Origin of the sequence: Pseudomonas sp. 273, assembly GCF_029201425.1 — a bacterium.
In the GTDB taxonomy this organism is placed as follows: domain Bacteria; phylum Pseudomonadota; class Gammaproteobacteria; order Pseudomonadales; family Pseudomonadaceae; genus Pseudomonas; species Pseudomonas delhiensis.
Genome location: NZ_CP116775.1, coordinates 4,688,332 through 4,705,425 on the forward strand (window position 1 = coordinate 4,688,332; position 17,094 = coordinate 4,705,425).

Annotated in this window: 19 protein-coding genes; 2 read left to right on the forward strand and 17 right to left on the reverse strand. The window is 66.9% G+C overall.

Annotated features, from left to right (window positions below):
• Positions 1-30: 30 nt before the first annotated feature.
• Positions 31-669: a TetR/AcrR family transcriptional regulator gene (locus tag PKO50_RS21335; RefSeq protein ID WP_009621451.1), complete on the reverse strand. Its 639-nt coding sequence runs from the start codon at positions 667-669 to the stop codon at positions 31-33.
• 84 nt (positions 670-753) lie between these two features.
• Here PKO50_RS21335 and PKO50_RS21340 point away from each other — a divergent pair, with 84 nt between their 5' ends.
• Positions 754-1,887 (forward strand): aminotransferase class V-fold PLP-dependent enzyme, encoded by a 1,134-nt coding sequence (locus PKO50_RS21340; RefSeq protein ID WP_109935552.1) that lies wholly within the window; start codon positions 754-756, stop codon positions 1,885-1,887.
• A gap of 998 nt (positions 1,888-2,885) precedes the next feature.
• On the opposite strand, the gene PKO50_RS21345 is transcribed toward PKO50_RS21340, so the two are convergent.
• The 13 genes from PKO50_RS21345 to PKO50_RS21405 all read right to left on the reverse strand — a co-directional run bounded on the left by PKO50_RS21345 (position 2,886) and on the right by PKO50_RS21405 (position 13,109).
• A complete protein-coding gene (locus tag PKO50_RS21345; RefSeq protein WP_275627173.1) occupies positions 2,886-3,662 on the reverse strand; it encodes a TatD family hydrolase in 777 nt (258 codons plus the stop codon).
• Between the two features lie 73 nt (positions 3,663-3,735).
• Positions 3,736-4,092, reverse strand: coding sequence for a PilZ domain-containing protein (locus tag PKO50_RS21350; protein WP_009621447.1), 357 nt, complete (start codon positions 4,090-4,092; stop codon positions 3,736-3,738).
• A gap of 35 nt (positions 4,093-4,127) precedes the next feature.
• On the reverse strand, positions 4,128-5,114 hold the full coding sequence (locus PKO50_RS21355) for a DNA polymerase III subunit delta' (protein ID WP_109934048.1): 987 nt from the start codon (positions 5,112-5,114) through the stop codon (positions 4,128-4,130).
• The gene (gene tmk / locus PKO50_RS21360; protein ID WP_109934047.1) at positions 5,107-5,739 is read right to left on the reverse strand and encodes a dTMP kinase; all 633 of its coding nucleotides are present in this window, start codon (positions 5,737-5,739) and stop codon (positions 5,107-5,109) included. Before tmk ends, PKO50_RS21355 begins: the two co-directional genes overlap by 8 nt.
• A 21-nt stretch (positions 5,740-5,760) precedes the next feature.
• On the reverse strand, positions 5,761-6,843 hold the full coding sequence (mltG, locus tag PKO50_RS21365) for an endolytic transglycosylase MltG (protein ID WP_109934046.1): 1,083 nt from the start codon (positions 6,841-6,843) through the stop codon (positions 5,761-5,763).
• A 6-nt stretch (positions 6,844-6,849) separates the two neighbouring features.
• Complete coding sequence (gene pabC, locus PKO50_RS21370; protein WP_275627174.1) at positions 6,850-7,665, reverse strand: aminodeoxychorismate lyase; 816 nt, start codon at positions 7,663-7,665, stop codon at positions 6,850-6,852.
• Positions 7,665-8,909, reverse strand: coding sequence for a beta-ketoacyl-ACP synthase II (gene fabF / locus PKO50_RS21375; protein ID WP_275627175.1), 1,245 nt, complete (start codon positions 8,907-8,909; stop codon positions 7,665-7,667). The genes pabC and fabF overlap by 1 nt, the downstream gene beginning before the upstream one ends.
• 128 nt (positions 8,910-9,037) lie before the next feature.
• Positions 9,038-9,274: an acyl carrier protein gene (acpP, locus tag PKO50_RS21380; RefSeq protein WP_007160597.1), complete on the reverse strand. Its 237-nt coding sequence runs from the start codon at positions 9,272-9,274 to the stop codon at positions 9,038-9,040.
• A 194-nt stretch (positions 9,275-9,468) separates the two neighbouring features.
• The gene (gene fabG, locus PKO50_RS21385) at positions 9,469-10,212 is read right to left on the reverse strand and encodes a 3-oxoacyl-ACP reductase FabG (protein ID WP_109934043.1); all 744 of its coding nucleotides are present in this window, start codon (positions 10,210-10,212) and stop codon (positions 9,469-9,471) included.
• A 15-nt stretch (positions 10,213-10,227) separates the two neighbouring features.
• Positions 10,228-11,166 carry an ACP S-malonyltransferase gene (gene fabD / locus PKO50_RS21390; protein ID WP_275627176.1) on the reverse strand — a complete coding sequence of 313 codons (939 nt, stop codon included), beginning with the start codon at positions 11,164-11,166 and terminating at the stop codon, positions 10,228-10,230.
• Between the two features lie 205 nt (positions 11,167-11,371).
• A complete protein-coding gene (gene plsX, locus PKO50_RS21395; protein WP_109934041.1) occupies positions 11,372-12,379 on the reverse strand; it encodes a phosphate acyltransferase PlsX in 1,008 nt (335 codons plus the stop codon).
• 3 nt (positions 12,380-12,382) lie between these two features.
• Positions 12,383-12,565, reverse strand: a complete 183-nt coding sequence (rpmF, locus tag PKO50_RS21400; RefSeq protein WP_009621425.1) for a 50S ribosomal protein L32 — start codon at positions 12,563-12,565, stop codon at positions 12,383-12,385.
• A gap of 13 nt (positions 12,566-12,578) precedes the next feature.
• Positions 12,579-13,109 (reverse strand): YceD family protein, encoded by a 531-nt coding sequence (locus tag PKO50_RS21405; RefSeq protein WP_009621422.1) that lies wholly within the window; start codon positions 13,107-13,109, stop codon positions 12,579-12,581.
• Positions 13,110-13,219: 110 nt separating this feature from the next.
• On the opposite strand from PKO50_RS21405, the gene PKO50_RS21410 reads away from it, so the two are divergent.
• Entirely contained in the window at positions 13,220-13,798 is a 579-nt protein-coding gene (locus tag PKO50_RS21410) for a nucleoside triphosphate pyrophosphatase (protein WP_109934040.1), read from the forward strand.
• A gap of 208 nt (positions 13,799-14,006) precedes the next feature.
• Here the strand turns inward: PKO50_RS21410 and sppA are convergent, their stop codons facing one another.
• The 3 genes from sppA to rluC are packed head-to-tail and all read right to left on the reverse strand — an operon-like array spanning position 14,007 to position 16,621.
• The gene (gene sppA / locus PKO50_RS21415; RefSeq protein ID WP_109934039.1) at positions 14,007-14,987 is read right to left on the reverse strand and encodes a signal peptide peptidase SppA; all 981 of its coding nucleotides are present in this window, start codon (positions 14,985-14,987) and stop codon (positions 14,007-14,009) included.
• Positions 14,977-15,672: an HAD-IIIA family hydrolase gene (locus PKO50_RS21420; RefSeq protein ID WP_109934038.1), complete on the reverse strand. Its 696-nt coding sequence runs from the start codon at positions 15,670-15,672 to the stop codon at positions 14,977-14,979. Before PKO50_RS21420 ends, sppA begins: the two co-directional genes overlap by 11 nt.
• Complete coding sequence (rluC, locus tag PKO50_RS21425; protein WP_109934037.1) at positions 15,665-16,621, reverse strand: 23S rRNA pseudouridine(955/2504/2580) synthase RluC; 957 nt, start codon at positions 16,619-16,621, stop codon at positions 15,665-15,667. The genes PKO50_RS21420 and rluC overlap by 8 nt, the downstream gene beginning before the upstream one ends.
• Positions 16,622-17,094: the final 473 nt, after the last annotated feature.

A 17,094-nucleotide genomic window follows, 5' to 3' on the forward strand; every position in this document is an offset into this window, starting at 1 on the left:
CGGCTGCCCGAAAGCGCCGCCGGCATTGGCTCAGGCGGCGGGGGTGTCGCCGTCGCGCTTGCGCTTGTTGCCCATGCGCACGCCGATGTCCATGAGGAACTGGAAGAAGCCCTCCTGGTCCTCCAGCACCTCGCGCCAGAACGGCGAGTGGTACAGCGCCACGGCGCCGTGCACCAGGGCCCAGGCCGCGCAGTAGTGGAAGTACGCGGGCACGTCTTCCAGCTTGCCGGCGGCGATGCGCTCCTTGATCAGCTGGCTGAGGCGCTCGAAGTTGGATTCGCGGATCTTGTGCAGTTCCTCGACCATCTCCGGCACCTGGCTGTTCTTCACGACCTTCTCTTCCAGGCGGTCGAACAGGCGGTAGCGCTGCGGGTCGCGCATGCGGAACTCGAAGTAGGCGCGCGACAGGCGTTCCTTGTCGCGGGCGACGTCCTCCGAATGGAACAGCGCCGCCAGGTCGCGCTCGTAGTCGAGCATCAGGCGCAGGTAGATTTCCGCCTTCGACTTGAAGTGCTTGTAGATGGTGCCTTTGCCGATACCCACGGCATCGGCGATCATCTCGACCGTGACACTGTCCTCGCCCTGCTCCAGGAACAGCTTGAGGGCGGTGTCGAGGATCTCCTGTTCGCGACGACGGAATTCGCGAACCTTGCGTGGCTCTTTCTGCATAAAAAGACTGTTCGGTCAAAAATAGTCAAAATCCGGAGCCGCGTATTATGCCTATTCAGCGCCAAAATGCACGGAACATCCGCCATGAATCCGCTTTCTTTCGAGTTTCCCCAGGAACCCGGCCTACGTTACCTGAACCATGCGGCCGTGGCGCCCTGGCCCAGGCGTAGCGCCGATGCCGTCGCCGCCTTCGCCAGCGAGAACATCCGCCTGGGCGCGCGCGACTATCCGCAGTGGCTGCAGGTGGAGAACCGCCTGCGCCAGCGCCTTGCGCACCTGGTCGGCGCCGCCACCACGGGCGACGTCGCCCTGGTGAAGAATACGTCCGAAGCCCTTTCCTTCGTGGCTTTCGGACTCGACTGGCGCGCCGGCGACCAGGTGGTGATCAGCGACCAGGAATTCCCCTCCAACCGTGTCGTCTGGGAAGCCCTGAAGCCCCGCGGGGTGGAAGTCATCCAGGTGAGCCTGGCCGGCGCCGACCCGGAAGCCGACCTGCTGGCCGCCTGCGGGCCGCGCACCCGCCTGTTGTCGATCAGCGCCGTGCAGTACGCCAGCGGCCTGCGCATGGACCTGGAACGCCTGGGCGCCGGCTGCCGCCAGCGCGGGGTGCTGTTCTGCATCGACGCCATCCAGCAGCTCGGCGCCCTGCCCTTCGACGCCCAGGCCTACGACTGCGCCTTCGCCATGGCCGACGGCCACAAGTGGATGCTCGGCCCCGAGGGCCTGGGCGTGTTCTACTGCCGCGCCGCCGAGCGCGACCTGCTGTCCCTGCAGGAATACGGCTGGCACATGCTGGAGAACGCCGGCAACTACAACCAGGCCGACTGGCAGCCGGCGCGCAGCGCACGGCGCTTCGAGTGCGGCAGCCCGAACATGCTCGGCGCCGTGGCGCTGGACGCCAGCCTGGGGCTGCTGGAAGAAGTCGGCATGCCGGCGGTCGGCACAGCCCTGGCCGAACGGGTACAGGCCTTGCAGGATGGCCTGCAACGCATCCCCGGGGCGCGCCTGCACAGCCCGCTGCAACCCGAACGCCGGGCCGGCATCCTGACCTTCAGCCTGGACGGCTGGGACAACGCCCGCCTGCACGAGCGGCTCAAGGCCGAGCAGGTGGTGTGCATCCAGCGCGGCGCCGGGGTGCGCTTCTCTCCGCACTTCTACACGCCGGAAAACGTGATAGAGGACACACTGGCCATCATCGCCGCCCTGGCCCGGGAATAAGCCGCAACCCGCGAGCCAGGGGGCCTGGCCCCGCGGGCAAGCGGCAAATGGCGGGCCATGGGCTGTGCAGTATTCCAAATCCGTTTAAAAAACCGCCGGGCGGATGTGGAAGCTCCGCGAACTTGGCCAATACTTGAAGTTACTGGTGTGCGGCATCTCCCCCAAGTGCCCCGCCAGTGAAGGTACCGAGGATCGCGTACCTTATTGTTACACTCCTAATGGTCTTGACCCGGATTCATCCCCCAGAACCCGGGTTTTTTTTATGCGCGTGAAAGAGTGCCGGCCTGAAGGCCCTGTAGGAGCGAGCTTGCTCGCGAACCTTGGGCCTGTGCTCCGATCTCCATCCCTCGTCATTGAAAAGACGTCGGGCTTGGGTGTAGCGCGCCGCTCCGAGTGCGTTGATGTCTCTTGTTTCGCCCCCTCGGGCGAGTCCCTTTTGTCAAACGCCACAAAAGGAACCAAAAAGGCTTGCCCCGCCATACGGGCCCGATAAAGCCGGGCTACCCTCACGAATTCCCCCGCCACGGAGGCCCGCCCCGAGGGTACGTCCCTGTAGCCCATCGGGGCTCTCGCGACATCCATGTCGCATGACCTCCTGAGCGCCGGTTTCGCTCGGCCTTCTGAAGGGGCGTTCCGGTGCGCTTGGATGTTTCTCTGGAAATCCAAAATCAAGAGCGGCACAGCTCTTCGTAGGAGCGAGCTTGCTCGCGAACCCTGGCTCCCCACGTTCGCGATAGTTCGTAGGGCGCATAACGCCTACGGCGTTATCCGCCAAATCGCGGACAAGGTCCGCTCCTACGGTTCCAGGAGGCACGGTCGTAGGAGCGGACTCCGTCCGCGATTGGACTCACCGCCCACGCCGGACGCCCCGGTGGCATGGCCAACGGCGGATAACCGCGAACGGTTATTCGCCCTACGATGGGCGCGAATCGCAAACGAAGGTGCCAGGGAAGCACAGTCGTAGGAGCGGACTCCATCCGCGAACCATCAAACAGGCATCACGCCGCCAGCGGGAACAGCCGCTTGAAATTGGCGGTGGTCTGCTCCGCCAGGGTCTCTAAGCTCACCCCGCGCAGCACCGCCAGGTACTCGGCGACCTCGCGCACGTACTCCGGCAGGTTCGGCTTGCCGCGGTGCGGCACCGGCGCGAGGTACGGCGAGTCGGTTTCCACCAGCAGGCGGTCGGCCGGCACCTGGCGGGCCACTTCGCGCAGTGCCTCGGCGTTGCGGAAGGTGACTATGCCCGACAGCGAGATGTAGAAGCCGATGTCCAGGGCCGCCCTGGCCATTTCCCAGTTTTCGGTGAAGCAGTGCAGCACGCCGGCCTGGGGCAGCGCCGCCTCGCGCAGCAGCGCCAGGGTGTCGGCGCGGGCCTCGCGGGTGTGGACGATGACCGGCTTGCCGGTGAGCTTCGCCGCCTCCAGGTGCAGGCGGAAGGCTTCCTGCTGCAGTTCGGCGGCCTCGGGTTCGTAGTGGTAGTCCAGGCCGGTCTCGCCGATGGCCACCACCCGCGGGTGGTTCAGTTCGGCCAGCAGCCAGTCCAGGGCCGGGGCGGCGCCGGGTTCCAGGTCCAGCGGGTGGACGCCCACCGAGCAGTGCACGTCGGCGTAGCGCTCGGCCAGGTCCTTGACCGCCCGGGCGTTGTCGGCGCTGACGCCGATGCACAGGAACTGCCCGACACCCCGGGCGCGTGCGGCGTCCAGGGCGGCGTCGAGCGAGCCGCCGTGGGCGGCCAGGTCGAGGCGGTCGAGGTGGCAATGGGAATCGACGAGCATGGAAAGGCTACTCCGGAAATGACGAAGCGCCCCTTCGGGCGCCTCCTGCGTTCGACGGTACGTCTGCCGCGGATTACATGGTGTGGGTCGGCCTGTCGGACTTCAGCGCCCCGGCCAGGTAGGTCTCGATCTTGTTGCGCGCGGTGTTGTCGCCGTCGTTGAACTGCACGCCGATACCCGCGGCGCGGTTGCCCTGGGCGCCCTTGGGGGTGATCCAGACCACCTTGCCGGCCACCGGGATCTTCTCCGGCTCGTCCATCAGGTTGAGCAGCATGAAGACCTCGTCGCCCAGCTTGTAGGTCTTGTTGGTCGGGATGAACAGCCCGCCGTTGCGAATGAACGGCATGTAGGCGGCATAGAGTACGGACTTGTCCTTGATGGTCAGGGACAGGATACCGTTACGCGGTCCCAGGTTCGGTGGCAAGCTCATGCGGCTGTCCTAGCGATGATCCGATTGGCCCGATTCTAGCCCGCTCCCGGCAGGCTTGCCCACTGCGCCAGCAAGGCTTCGAGAAGCAGGGCACGGTTGAGGTTGGCCTTGTTCAGGACTTTCTGCCGGTGCTCCAGCAGCCAGTCCTGGATCGCCATGACCTTGGGCTGGGTGGATTTCTCCGCCAGGTACTGCAGCACCTTGCGCATGTCCGCCAGGCCCAGGCCCGCCTCGTCGCGGGTCAGCTGGTAGCGCAGGATGCCCAGCGCCCAGTCGCAGAACCAGTCGAACAGCAGCGGCAGCGGCACGGCGTTCCAGCTCTCGGCCAACTGGCCGGGGGCGATCTGCTGCTTGAGCAGCTTCTTCACCCCCTCCACCACCAGCGCGCGCTGCTCGCGCACGCCCTGGCCGTGCAGGCGCAGCGCGGTCAGCGGCGAACCGCCGGCCAGCACCAGCAGCTCGTCGATGGCCTCCGGCGTCTCGTCCGGCAGTGCGGCGGCGAGGAAGGCGCGGCTCTGCCCGGCGCTCGGCAGCGGGCAGGCCTGCTGCACGCAGCGGCTCTTGATGGTCGGCAGCAGGCGGCTGGGCTGGTGGCTGATGAGGATCAGCACGGTGTCGCCGGAGGGCTCCTCCAGGCTCTTGAGCAGGGCATTGGCGGAGTTGAGGTTCATCGCCTCGGCCGGCTCCAGCAGCACCACCTTGCGCCCGCCCAGTTGCGCGGTCTGCACCACGAAGGCCACCAGCTCGCGGACCTGGTCGACGCGGATCGGCTTCTCCGGCTCCTCGGGCTCGAGCAGGAAGAAGTCCGGATGGGTGCCGGCGGCGAGCAATTGGCAGCCCTTGCACTGGCCGCAGGCGCGACCGTTGGCCGGGTGCTGGCAGAGCAGCAGGGCCACCAGGTTGTCGGCCAGGGCGCGCTTGCCGATGCCGGCCGGGCCGTGCAGCAGGTAGGCGTGGGCATGCCGCGGGCGGCCGCTGAGTTGCTGCCAGAGCGTGGCCTGCCAGGGGTAGATTTCAGCCATGCAGGCGCTCCAGCAGGTTCGGCAGCAGGCTCGCGATATCGGCCTGCACGCGCTCCAGCGGCTGCGCGGCGTCGAGCACCTGGTAGCGCTGCGGCTCGGCGGCGGCGCGGCGCAGGTATGTCTGGCGCACCGCCTCGAAGAAGTCGCGGCCTTCCTGCTCGAAGCGGTCCAGGCGGCCGCGGGCGGCGGCGCGGGCCAGGCCGATTTCCACCGGCAGGTCGAAGACCAGGGTCAGGTCCGGGCGCAGGTCGCCCTGGACGAAGCGTTCCAGTTCGGCAATGCGCGCCTCCGGCAAGCCGCGGCCGCCGCCCTGGTAGGCGTAGGTCGCGTCGGTGAAGCGGTCGCAGAGCACCACCGCGCCGCGGGCCAGGGCCGGGCGGATGACCTGGGCGATGTGCTGGGCGCGGGCGGCGAACATCAGCAGCAGCTCGGTATCCACCGCCATCGGCTCGTCACTGGGGGCCAGCAGCAAGTCGCGGATGCGCTCGGCCAGCGGCGTGCCGCCGGGCTCGCGGGTCAGCTGCACTTCCACGCCGCGTTCGCGCAGGCGCTCGGCCAGGTACTCACGGTTGGTGGTCTTGCCCGCGCCTTCGGGGCCTTCCAGGGTGACGAACAGGCCGCTCACTCGGCTCTCCTTCTGTCTGTGCTACTGCTGCGCCGGCGGCGCCTCGGGGCTCGCTTCCGGCGCCGGCGCGGGAGCCGGGGCGGGGCTGGACCGGTAGTCCGCGCGCCGCTTCAGCTGGTACTCCTGCACCGCCTTGTTGTGGTCGTCGAGGTTGTCGGAAAACACGTGGCTGCCATCGCCACGGGCGACGAAATACAGGCTCTGGCCATCGGCCGGGTTGAGCGCGGCGTGGATCGCCTCGCGCCCGGGCATGGCGATCGGCGTCGGCGGCAGGCCGGCGATCAGGTAGGTGTTGTAGGGGGTGGGCTCGCGCAGGTCGGCGCGGCTGATCTTGCCGTTGTAGCGCTCGCCCATGCCGTAGATCACGGTCGGGTCGGTCTGCAGCAGCATGTTCTTCTGCAGGCGGCGCACGAAGACCCCGGCGATCTGCTGGCGCTCCTGGGGCACGCCGGTTTCCTTCTCGATCAGCGAGGCCATGATCAGCGCCTGGTACGGGTCCTTGTAGGGCAGGTCGCCGCTGCGGGCCTGCCATTCCTGGTCGAGGATGCGCTCCATGCGCTGGTAGGCCAGCTTGAGCAGGTCGATGTCGCGCATGCCGCGGACGTAGCGGTAGGTGTCCGGGAAGAAGTGCCCCTCGGGCACGACGCCGGCCTTGCCCAGGCGCTTCATCACCTCTTCGTCGCCGAGGCCGGCCAGGGTGGCCTCCAGCTTGGGCTGGCGCGCCAGCAGTTCGCGGAACTGGTGGAAGGTCCAGCCCTCGACCAGGGTCAGGCTGTACTGCACCACGTCGCCTTCGCGCCACAGTTCCAGCAGGTCGTCGCCGCGCATCCCCGGCTTGAGCCGGTATTCGCCGCTGTGCAGGGCCTGCCCGGCCAGGTTGAAGCGCCAGTACAGGCGCAGCCAGAACGCGCCGTGCAGCACTTCCTCGTCCTGCAGGCGGCTCAGCAGCGCCCCCGGCGTGGCGCCGGAAGGGACATCCAGCAGGCGTTCTTCGGTGAGCTGCAGCGGCTGCTGCAGGGCCCGGCGCTGCTCCCAGCCGGCCAGGCCGAGCAACAGCCCGGCCAGCAGCAGGCCGCTTTCCAGCAGCACCAGCAATTTGCGCATCACAGGTCAGGAATCCAGGCGTTCGCGGAAGTGGGCTTGCAGTTTACGGGTGATCGCCCCGACCGGCCAGGCATGGGCTTCGAGTCGACGCACCGGCCAGATACCGTAGAGGCTGTTGCAAAGGAAGACCTCATCGGCGTGCAACAGTTCGTCGTAGGCAACATCCCGAATCACGGTCGCAATGCCCTGCCCCGCCGCCCACTCCAGCATCTCGGCGCGCATCACCCCGGCGACTCCGCAACGGCTCAGCGCCGGGGTGAGCAGTTCACCGCCGCGGACCAGGAACAGGTTGCTGAAGACGCCCTCGACCACCCTTCCGCCCTGGTCGCGCATCAGCCCCTCGGCAAAGGCCGGATCGCTCCATTCGCTGCGGGCCAGGACCTGCTCCAGGCGGTTGAGGTGCTTGAGGCCGGCCAGCAGCGGCTGCTCGGCCAGGCGGGTGGCGCAGGGGAAAAGGGCGATGCCCTCGTCGAAATTGGCCGCCGGATAGGCCGGCGCCGGCGAGCCGATCAGGATGCGCCGCACCTGGGCGTCGGCCGGCGCGGCATAACCGCGCAGGCCTTCGCCGCGGGTCAGCATCAGCTTGGCCACGCCTTCGCCCAGTTGCGCGGCGAAGGTCAGCAGCTCCTGCTCCACCTGGTCCAGCGGCGCCGGCAGGCGCAGACGCCGCGTACCCTCCTCCAGGCGCGCCAGGTGCCGCGCCAGCAGGCGCGGCCGGCCGGCACGCACGGCGATGGTCTCGAACAGGCCATCGCCGTAGGCCAGCCCGCGATCGCGCACGGACAGGGCCTCGGCGGGCCGGCCGTCGACCCAGGCGGGCATCAGCCGTTGAACCGGCGGAACACCAGGGAACCGTTGGTGCCGCCGAAGCCGAAGGAGTTGGACACCGCCACCTCGATGCTGCGCTCCTTGAGCTGGTTCGCCACCAGGTCGAGGTCGCAGCCTTCGTCCGGGTTCTCCAGGTTGATGGTCGGCGGCGCCACCTGGTCGCGCAGCGCCAGGACGCAGAAGATGGCTTCCACGGCGCCGGCGGCACCGAGCAGGTGGCCGGTCATGGACTTGGTCGAGCTCATCGACAGCTTGTAGGCGTGCTCGCCGAAGATCGACTTCACCGCGGCGATCTCGGCGATGTCGCCGGCCGGGGTGGAGGTGCCGTGGGCGTTGATGTAGTCGACCTGCTCCGGGTTCAGGCCGGCGTCGCGCAGGGCGTTCTTCATGCAACGGGCGGCGCCCGCGCCATCTTCCGGCGGCGCGGTCATGTGGAAGGCGTCGCCGCTCATGCCGAAGCCGACCAGCTCGGCGTAGATCCGCGCGCCACGGGCCTTGGCGTGCTCCAGCTCTTCCAGCACCACGGCGCCGGCGCCGTCGGAGAGCACGAAGCCGTCGCGGTCCCTGTCCCACGGGCGGCTGGCGCGGGCCGGCTCGTCGTTGCGGGTGGACAGCGCGCGGGCCGCGCCGAAGCCGCCGATACCCAGGCCGCAGGTGGCCATTTCGGAACCGCCGGCGACCATCACGTCAGCCTCGCCGTAGGCGATGTTGCGCGCGGCCATGCCGATGTTGTGGGTGCCGGTGGTGCAGGCGGTGGTGATGGCGTAGTTGGGGCCCTGCAGACCGAGGTTGATCGACAGGAACCCGGAAACCATATTGATGACCGAGCCGGGCACGAAGAACGGCGAAATGCGCCGCGGCCCCTGCTCGAACATGGAACGGCAGGTATTCTCGATGTTGGTCAGGCCGCCGATGCCGGAACCGATGGCGACGCCGATGCGCTCGCGGTTGGCGTCGGTGACTTCCAGACCGGAATCGCGCACCGCCTGGTAACTGGCGGCCAGGCCGTACTGGATGAACAGGTCGAGTTTGCGGGCTTCCTTGGCGGACATGTACTGCTCGACGTCGAACCCCCTCACCGAACCGCCGAAGCGGGTGGAGAAGGCGGAAAGGTCCATGTGCTCGATCGGGGCGATACCGCTGCGGCCGGCCAGGATACCCTGCCAGGAACTCGGCACGTCCACGCCCAGGGGCGAGAGCATACCCATGCCAGTGATGACGACGCGTCTGCGCGACACTACGACTTCCTCATTTTGCGAATACACGGCATAGGCGCCGGACCGCGACCAGGGCTGTCCAGCGCTACGCTAAAGAAAAGCCGCACGCCTTTGCAGGCCGTGCGGCTTCTTCCGTCGGAAACGGCTACTTATTGCTGGTGGGCAACGATGTAGTCGATGGCTTCCTGGACGGTGGTGATCTTTTCGGCTTGCTCGTCGGGGATTTCGGTCTCGAATTCCTCTTCCAGAGCCATCACCAGCTCAACGGTGTCAAGGGAGTCCGCGCCCAAGTCTTCGACGAAGGAAGCGCTGTTGGTGACTTCTTCTTCCTTAACGCCGAGTTGCTCAGCAACGATCTTCTTGACGCGTTCTTCGATGGTGCTCATACCTTGTTTTCACTCCTATGGACAATCCGTACAGCTGGGCTGCGGGTAAGTGTATAGAAAGGGTTTTCTGCTTTTCAAGCTGAACGCCGACACCCCTTCGCGACCACCACGATGTTCTGTCTATAACCCAGTTGCATCTATATAACGGATTTTAGACAGCGCATATGACACATCCGCGAAGAGTAAGGTCACAATCAGCTCATGTACATTCCGCCATTCACCGGTACCGTGGCGCCGGTCACATAGGCGGCACCATCGGAGGCGAGGAATCCTACCACCTTGGCGATCTCTTCGGCTTGGCCGAGACGCCCCAGCGGAATCTGGCCGAGCAGCGCTTCGCGCTGGGCTTCGGGCAGTTCACGGGTCATGTCGGTGTCGATGAAGCCCGGGGCCACCGCGTTGACGGTGATGGCACGGGAGCCCACTTCGCGCGCCAGGGCGCGGGTGAAGCCCTCTAGACCGGCCTTCGCCGCGGCGTAGTTGGTCTGCCCGGCATTGCCCATGGCGCCGACCACCGAACCGATGTTGATGATGCGACCCCAGCGCGCCTTGGTCATGCCGCGCAGCACGGCTTTCGACAGACGGTAGAGGCTGTTGAGGTTGGTGTTGACCACGTCGAACCACTCGTCGTCCTTCATCCGCATCAGCAGGTTGTCGCGGGTGATGCCGGCGTTGTTGACCACGACCAGCGGCTGGCCGAGGTGCTGCTGGATGTGCTCGAGGGTGGAGGCGACGGATTCGTCGCTGGAAACGTCCAGGACCAGGCCGGCGCCTTCGATGCCATTGGCCTTGAGGTACTCGGCGATCTTCTCGGCGCCAGAAGCGCTGGTGGCGGTGCCGATGACGATGGCGCCCAGGCGACCCAGCTCCAGGGCGATGGCCTGGCCGATGCCACGGCTCGCGCCGGTGACCAGGGCAACCTTACCTTGCAGACTCATGCTCTTATCTCCTGTTCAAGCCAGAGCCGCACGAGCCGCCGCGAAGGCGTCCGCCGAATCCAGATTGTGGGTGTTCACGCCCTTGGCGCAACGCTTGTTCAGGCCGGCCAGGACCTTGCCAGGGCCGCACTCTACCAGATCGGTGACGCCCTTGGCGGCGAGCAGTTGCACGGTCTCGACCCAGCGCACCGGGCTGTACAGCTGCGCCAGCAGGTCGCGCTTGAGGGTGGCGAGGTCCGCCGGCACCTGGGCGCTGACGTTCTGCACCAGGGCGATGCCCGGGGCCTGCCAGGCGATGGCTTCCACCGCCTCGGCGAAGCGCTCGGCGGCCGGGCGCATCAGCGCGCAGTGCGACGGCACGCTGACCGGCAGCGCCACGGCGCGCTTGGCGCCGCGGGCCTTGCAGGCCTCGATGGCGCGCTCGACCGCGGCGGCGGCACCGGCGACCACCACCTGGCCGGGGGCGTTGAAGTTCACCGCGCTGACCACGTCACCCTGGGCGGCTTCGGCGCAGGCGGCCAGCACGTCGGCATCTTCCAGGCCGAGGATCGCGGCCATGCCGCCGGTCCCGGCGGGCACCGCTTCCTGCATCAATTGGCCGCGGCGCTCGACCAGCTTCACCGCATCGGCGAAGCCCAGGCTGCCGGCGGCGACCAGGGCCGAGTACTCACCGAGGCTGTGGCCGGCGACGTAGGCCGGCGCGGCGCCGCCCTCGGCCTGCCACAGGCGCCACAGGGCGATGGAGGCGGCGAGGATGGCCGGCTGGGTCTTGTCGGTCTGGTTCAGGCGCTCTTCCGGGCCTTCCTGCACCAGCGCCCAGAGGTCGTAGCCCAGGGCCGAGGAGGCTTCGGCGAAGGTGTCACGCACCAGTGCGTGCTGCGCGCCCAGCTCGGCCAGCATGCCGAGGGATTGCGAGCCCTGGCCGGGGAAAACGAATGCGAGGGATGCGGACATTGCAACGGGTCCCTTGTGTCTGTTTCGTCGAAGGGTAACGCCAGCAGCAGCCTGGCGCATGGAACTGACAGTTGGATGACGGCCTCGACCGCGCGGTCACATCGCCAGGGCGGGGATTACATCTCGCCGGGCGACCTTGCGAGCGCGGTGCGCAAGCATACTTCCATTACCGCCAGAAATCTCTATTTCCTTTCTATTCAGCCACTTAGAGAAGGCTTTCAAGCCGCCCGTGGAGCCGCTGCGGCAGGTTCTCGCGGATTTCCGCCAGGGCCCGGCGCAGCGCGCTCTGGATGCCCTCCTCGGCCGCGCTGCCGTGGCTCTTCACCACGATGCCCTGCAGCCCCAGGAAACTCGCGCCATTGTGCCGGGCCGGCGTCAGGTCGCTGCGCAGGCGGCGCAGCAGCGGCATGGCCACCAGGCCAATGGCCTTCGCCGACAGGCTGGACGCGAACAGTTGCTCCAGGCGGCTGACCACCATGGCCGCCAGCCCCTCGCTGGCCTTGAGCAGGATGTTGCCGACGAAGCCGTCGCACACCACCACGTCGGCCAGGCCGCGGTACAGGCCGTCGCCCTCTATGTAGCCGATGTAGTTGATGCCGCGGGCCTGCTCCAGCAGGGTCGAGGCCAGCTTGACCTGCTGGTTGCCCTTGATTTCCTCGGTGCCGACATTGAGCAGCGCCACCTTCGGGTTGGCCTTGCCCAACGCCTCGGCCGCCACCGCGCCCATCACGGCGAACTGGTAGAGGTGCTCGGCGCTGCAATCGACGTTCGCCCCCAGGTCCAGCAGGTGGCAATGCCCGGCCTGGGTCGGCACGGCGGTGACCATGGCCGGCCGGTCGATGCCCGGCAGGGTCTTGAGCAGGTAGCGCGACAGGGCCATTAGCGCCCCGGTGTTGCCGGCGCTGACGCAGGCGTGGGCCGCACCGTCGCGGACCAGTTCCAGGGCGACGCGCATGGAGGAGTCGGGCTTGCTGCGCAGGGCCTGGGACGGGCGTTCGTCCATGCCGATGACTTCGCTGGCGTGCTGGATGTGCAGGCGCGGGCGGTCGACCGCGGAAACGCGGGCGCAGAGTTCTTCGAGGAGGGGGGCCTGGCCGACGAGGACCAGTTGCAGGGCGGGGTTTTCGGCCAGGAAGGAAATGCTGGCCGGAACAATGCAGTGGGGACCGAAGTCCCCACCCATTGCATCAATCGCGATGATTGGTGCGGACAAGGATTACTCGTCAGAGCCCTTGTCTACGACCTTGCGGCCGCGATAGAAGCCGTCCGGGGAGACGTGGTGACGCAGGTGAACTTCACCGGTGCTCTTTTCCACGGACAGAGCGTTCGCATCGAGCGCATCGTGGGAACGACGCATGTCACGAGCGGAACGGGATTTTTTGTTCTGCTGAACAGCCATGATTGATTAACTCCTAAACGTTTGGGTCACGCTTCAACTGCGCCAGTACGCTGAACGGGTTGGGACGCTCTTCCACGTTCTCGCTCGGCTCGGGCGCTGCTGCAAATCCCGCCGGATGCTGGCATTCCTCAGGGTCATGGGCCGGAACGATGGGCAAGGCGAGCAACAGCTCGTCCTCGACCAGAGGCGGCAGGTCGAGGGGTTCCTCCCCCACTTCCAGCGCATCGTACCCCTTCGGCAGCCCTTCGGCAGACTGGCCTTCCCAGAGGATGGCGAAGTCGGACTCGCTGGTGACCTGGAAAGTCGCCGGCTCGAGGCAGCGTTGGCATACCATGCTCACCTGCGCGTCGACTTCGACATGCATGACCGCCAGCTTCTGCTCGTCGCGGTGGAAGAAGAACTTCGCCCGGACGTTGCCATCGCTGCTGGTCAGCTGTTCGCAAACCCGCGGCATGCTGGCGAGCGGCAGCACACCCTCGAGGGTGGCTTCGCGCTCTACCAGTTTGCGCGGATCGACGTGAGGTGGTATCGGCCCATTCAACATAAGCGCGCCATTATAGGGATGCCCCCGTCCCTGTCAAAGGAAATTAGGCATAAACCGCTGTATGGACAGCCTTTTCGCTAGAATCGCGGACTTCGCCCAGGAGACCTCCGATGCGCCCACTGATTCTCGCCTCAAGCTCGCCCTACCGCCGCGAACTGCTGCAACGCCTGCGCCTGCCCTTCGAATGCGCAAGCCCGGATATAGATGAAAGCCCTCTGGCCGGCGAAAGCGCCGAACAGCTGGTGCGCCGCCTCGCCGAAGCCAAGGCGCGAGTGCTGGCGGCGCGCTTTCCCCAGCACCTGATCATCGGCTCGGACCAGGCCGCCGTCCAGGGCCAGGCGATCCTCGGCAAGCCGCACACCCTGGAACGGGCCGTGGAACAATTGAAGGCTTCCAGTGGCAACAGCGTCAGCTTCCTCACCGGCCTCGCCCTGCTGGACAGCGCCAGCGGCCGCTGCCAGGTGGACTGCATCCCCTTCCGCGTGCACTTCCGCGAACTGGACGAGGCGCGCATCCGCCGCTACCTGGAGGCCGAGCGCCCCTTCGACTGCGCCGGCAGCTTCAAGGCCGAGGGCCTGGGCGTCAGCCTGTTCCGCGCGACCGAGGGCGAGGACGGCACCAGCCTGGTCGGCCTGCCGCTGATCCGCCTGGTGGACATGCTGCTGGCCGAAGGGGTGCAGGTTCCCTGACCATCGCGGACGGAGTCCTCCTACAATCGACGCCTTCCGGAACATGTAGGAGCGCGCCCTGCGCGCGAATCGCGGGCAGGGCCCGCTCCTACAGGGGAATGGCACGGGCGGGCGGCGTAGGAGCGGAGGCCGACAAGGCCCGCCCCAGGAACGAAAAAGCCGCTGCCTTCCTATATAAAGGCAGCGGCCCGTTTCGAGCAGCGGGACCTCAGCGCAGCGCCGGCCCCTGCCAGCCCATCCACAGCGCCAGGCGCTCGGCGACGCTGGTGCCGAGCTTCTTGGCGAAGCGGTCGAACGGCGTTTCCTGCACGGTGTAGTCGACGATCTCCTTTTCCTTGATGACGTCGCGCGCCACGTAGCTGGTGCTGCCCAGGCCATCGATCAGGCCGAGTTGCAGCGCCTGCTCGCCGGACCAGATCAGCCCGGAGAACAGCTCGGGATGGTCCTTGTCCTTCAGGCGGTCGCCACGCCCTTTCTTCACGCTGTCGATGAACTGCTTGTGGGTGGTGTCCAGCACCCCCTGCCAGAACTGCGTCTCTTCGGCCTTGGGCGGCTGGAAGGGATCGAGGAAGGCCTTGTGCTCGCCGGAGGTGTAGACGCGGCGATCGACGCCAAGCTTCTCCATGGTGCCGACGAAGCCGAAGGTGGCGGCGGTAACGCCGATGGAGCCGACCAGGCTGGCCTTGTCGGCGTAGATTTCGTCGGCGGCGCTGGCGATGTAGTAGGCGCCGGACGCCCCCAGGTCGCTGATCACCGCGTAGACCTTCACGTCCGGATGCAGGCCGCGCTGGCGCTTGATCTCGTCATAGATGTAGCCGGACTGTACCGGGCTGCCGCCTGGGCTGTTGATGCGCAGGACGATGCCCTTGGTGCCGGCATCCTCGAAGGCCGCCTTCAATGCCCCCACGACGTTGTCGGCGCTGGCCGGCTCGTCGTCGGCGATCATGCCCTTCACCTCGATCAGGGCGGTATGGCTGCCGCTGCGCGAGGCCGACTTGGACAGGCCACTGAAGGGGGTGAACAGCGCCAGGGCGAGGAACAGGTAGGCGAAGGTCAGCAGCTTGAAGAAAATGCCCCAGCGACGGGCCCGGCGCTGCTCCTGCACGCCGGCCAGCACCGCCTTCTCCAGCAGCTTCCAGCTCTTCGCATCCGACGGGCCGGACTCCTCGGCCTTCCACTCATCCGACATGCTCGCTCACCTCGATCCGTGGGTCCTGCGCCCGGCCATCCAGCCAGGCGCGCAATTCGTTGAAATGCCCGATCTCCAGGCGCGGGCCGTATTCGCGCAACACCGACAGCGGCTGCGCCCCGTAGGACACCGCCACCGAGTCCATGCCCGCGCGGCGCGCCATCTCCAGGTCGAAGGGCGCATCCCCGACCATCACCGCACGCCGCGGCTCGACCCGGCAATGCGCGAGGATCTCATGCAGCATGCGCGGGTCGGGCTTGCTCGCCGACTCGTCGGCGGCGCGGGTGATATCGAAGAAACCTTCCCAGCCCTGCCCCTTCAGCACCCGGTCCAGGCCACGGCGGCTCTTGCCGGTGGCGACCGCCAGACGGTAGCCGGACTGGCGGAAATGCTCCAGCGCATCGGCCACGCCCGGGAACAAAGGAGAAGGCTCGACCTCCAGCATCAGATAATGCTCGGCGTAGTCGCCACGAAAGACTGTCAGCGCAGCCTCGTCGTCGACCTCCGGGTACAGCGTCTGGATCGCCTCAGGCAAGCCCAGGCCGATGATGCCTTTTATGGCCTCGTCGCTGCGCTGCGGCAGCCCGGAGCGCTCGGCCGCCACCCGCATCGACTCGACGATGCGGCCGACGGAGTCGACCAAAGTGCCGTCCCAGTCGAAGACCAGCAGCGCGTAATCAGGCATCCAGGCGTTCCAGCGTGCTGCGCCACATGTCGTCCACCTCGGCGTCCAGCTCCAGGGTGGAGCCGTCGGGCATGGGCACGCGCAACTGCGCGGAATGCAGGAACAGGCGCTTGCCGCCCAGCTCGCGGATCTCGCGGGAGAACTCGTCGTCGCCGTACTTGGCGTCGCCAGCGATGGAATGCCCGGCATGCTTGGCGTGCACGCGGATCTGGTGGGTGCGCCCGGTGATCGGCCGCGCCTCCACCAGGGTGGCGAAGTCGCCGAAGCGGCGCAGCACCTTGAACTCGGTGAGCGCATCCTTGCCTTCGACGTTGACCTCCACCATGCGCTCGCCGGAGCGCAGGTTGTTCTTCATCAGCGGCGCGCGGATCTGCTTCTTCGCCGCCGGCCAGCTGCCGCGCACCAGGGCGTGGTAGCGCTTGTCCACCACGTGCTCGTTGCGCAGGGCGTCGTGCAGATGGCGCAGCATGCTGCGCTTCTTGGCGATCATCAGCAGGCCGGAGGTGTCGCGATCCAGGCGGTGCACCAGCTCCAGGTCCTTGGCCTCCGGGCGCAGCTGGCGGAAGGCCTCGATCACCCCGTAGCTGAGGCCGCTGCCGCCATGCACGGCGATGCCGGCGGGCTTGTTGATCACGATCAGCGCCTTGTCTTCATAGACGATAGCGGCCTCCAGGCGCTCGAGCAGCCCCTGGGCCAGCGGCGCCGGCTCGTCGCGCTCGGCCAGGCGCAGCGGCGGCACGCGTACCACGTCCCCGGCCTGCAGCTTGTACTCGGGCTTGATCCGCCCCTTGTTCACCCGCACCTCGCCCTTGCGCAGGATGCGGTAGATCAAGGTCTTGGGTACGCCTTTGAGCTGGGTTCTGAGGAAATTGTCGATGCGCTGGCCGGCATATTCCGGCGAGACTTCAAGCAGCTGGACGCCGGAAGTCGGAGGGGTGGGAGTCGTCATCCGCTCATCATAGCAATTTTTCATTCAATTGAAGCACTTAATCATTGCTGCTATATTCGGGAGGCCGCCAAAAGTGGCCGGGCCCGCGGATGTCAGCGAAATCGCCATCCCCGCTGCCTGCAAGCACATTGAACGGACGTGAGGCAGTCCTGCGAAGCGTTGCCGTGGCGGATTAGCGAATCCCTCGACGCAACGACTCGGAACCCGAGCCTTGAGACATGACGCACGGCTGCCTCGGTAGCCGTGAAAAGCCAACCCGCTCCCGGATTCTGCGAGCGGCACCCGCTTCTTCAATAGGAAACGTGCAGGGTGGAGATGCACAACTGTCGGACCGCGTAGCTTGCATAGCCTTGTTTCAGACGCACTCTTTCGTCCGCCTCCGATAGTTGATTCCTCCTCCTGTTGATTGCTTGTTCGCAGGACAAGCAGGAGACGTAGTCGCGACCCGGCCCGTTGCTAGCCGGACGTCGCTG

Coding starts and splice junctions, on each gene's coding strand:
- PKO50_RS21335 (WP_009621451.1), bottom strand. CDS start 669: ATGCAGAAAGAGCCACGCAAGGTTCGCGAATTCCGTCGTCGCGAACAG.
- PKO50_RS21340 (WP_109935552.1), top strand. CDS start 754: ATGAATCCGCTTTCTTTCGAGTTTCCCCAGGAACCCGGCCTACGTTAC.
- PKO50_RS21345 (WP_275627173.1), bottom strand. CDS start 3,662: ATGCTCGTCGATTCCCATTGCCACCTCGACCGCCTCGACCTGGCCGCC.
- PKO50_RS21350 (WP_009621447.1), bottom strand. CDS start 4,092: ATGAGCTTGCCACCGAACCTGGGACCGCGTAACGGTATCCTGTCCCTG.
- PKO50_RS21355 (WP_109934048.1), bottom strand. CDS start 5,114: ATGGCTGAAATCTACCCCTGGCAGGCCACGCTCTGGCAGCAACTCAGC.
- mltG (WP_109934046.1), bottom strand. CDS start 6,843: ATGCGCAAATTGCTGGTGCTGCTGGAAAGCGGCCTGCTGCTGGCCGGG.
- pabC (WP_275627174.1), bottom strand. CDS start 7,665: ATGCCCGCCTGGGTCGACGGCCGGCCCGCCGAGGCCCTGTCCGTGCGC.
- acpP (WP_007160597.1), bottom strand. CDS start 9,274: ATGAGCACCATCGAAGAACGCGTCAAGAAGATCGTTGCTGAGCAACTC.
- fabG (WP_109934043.1), bottom strand. CDS start 10,212: ATGAGTCTGCAAGGTAAGGTTGCCCTGGTCACCGGCGCGAGCCGTGGC.
- fabD (WP_275627176.1), bottom strand. CDS start 11,166: ATGTCCGCATCCCTCGCATTCGTTTTCCCCGGCCAGGGCTCGCAATCC.
- rpmF (WP_009621425.1), bottom strand. CDS start 12,565: ATGGCTGTTCAGCAGAACAAAAAATCCCGTTCCGCTCGTGACATGCGT.
- PKO50_RS21405 (WP_009621422.1), bottom strand. CDS start 13,109: ATGTTGAATGGGCCGATACCACCTCACGTCGATCCGCGCAAACTGGTA.
- PKO50_RS21410 (WP_109934040.1), top strand. CDS start 13,220: ATGCGCCCACTGATTCTCGCCTCAAGCTCGCCCTACCGCCGCGAACTG.
- sppA (WP_109934039.1), bottom strand. CDS start 14,987: ATGTCGGATGAGTGGAAGGCCGAGGAGTCCGGCCCGTCGGATGCGAAG.
- PKO50_RS21420 (WP_109934038.1), bottom strand. CDS start 15,672: ATGCCTGATTACGCGCTGCTGGTCTTCGACTGGGACGGCACTTTGGTC.
- rluC (WP_109934037.1), bottom strand. CDS start 16,621: ATGACGACTCCCACCCCTCCGACTTCCGGCGTCCAGCTGCTTGAAGTC.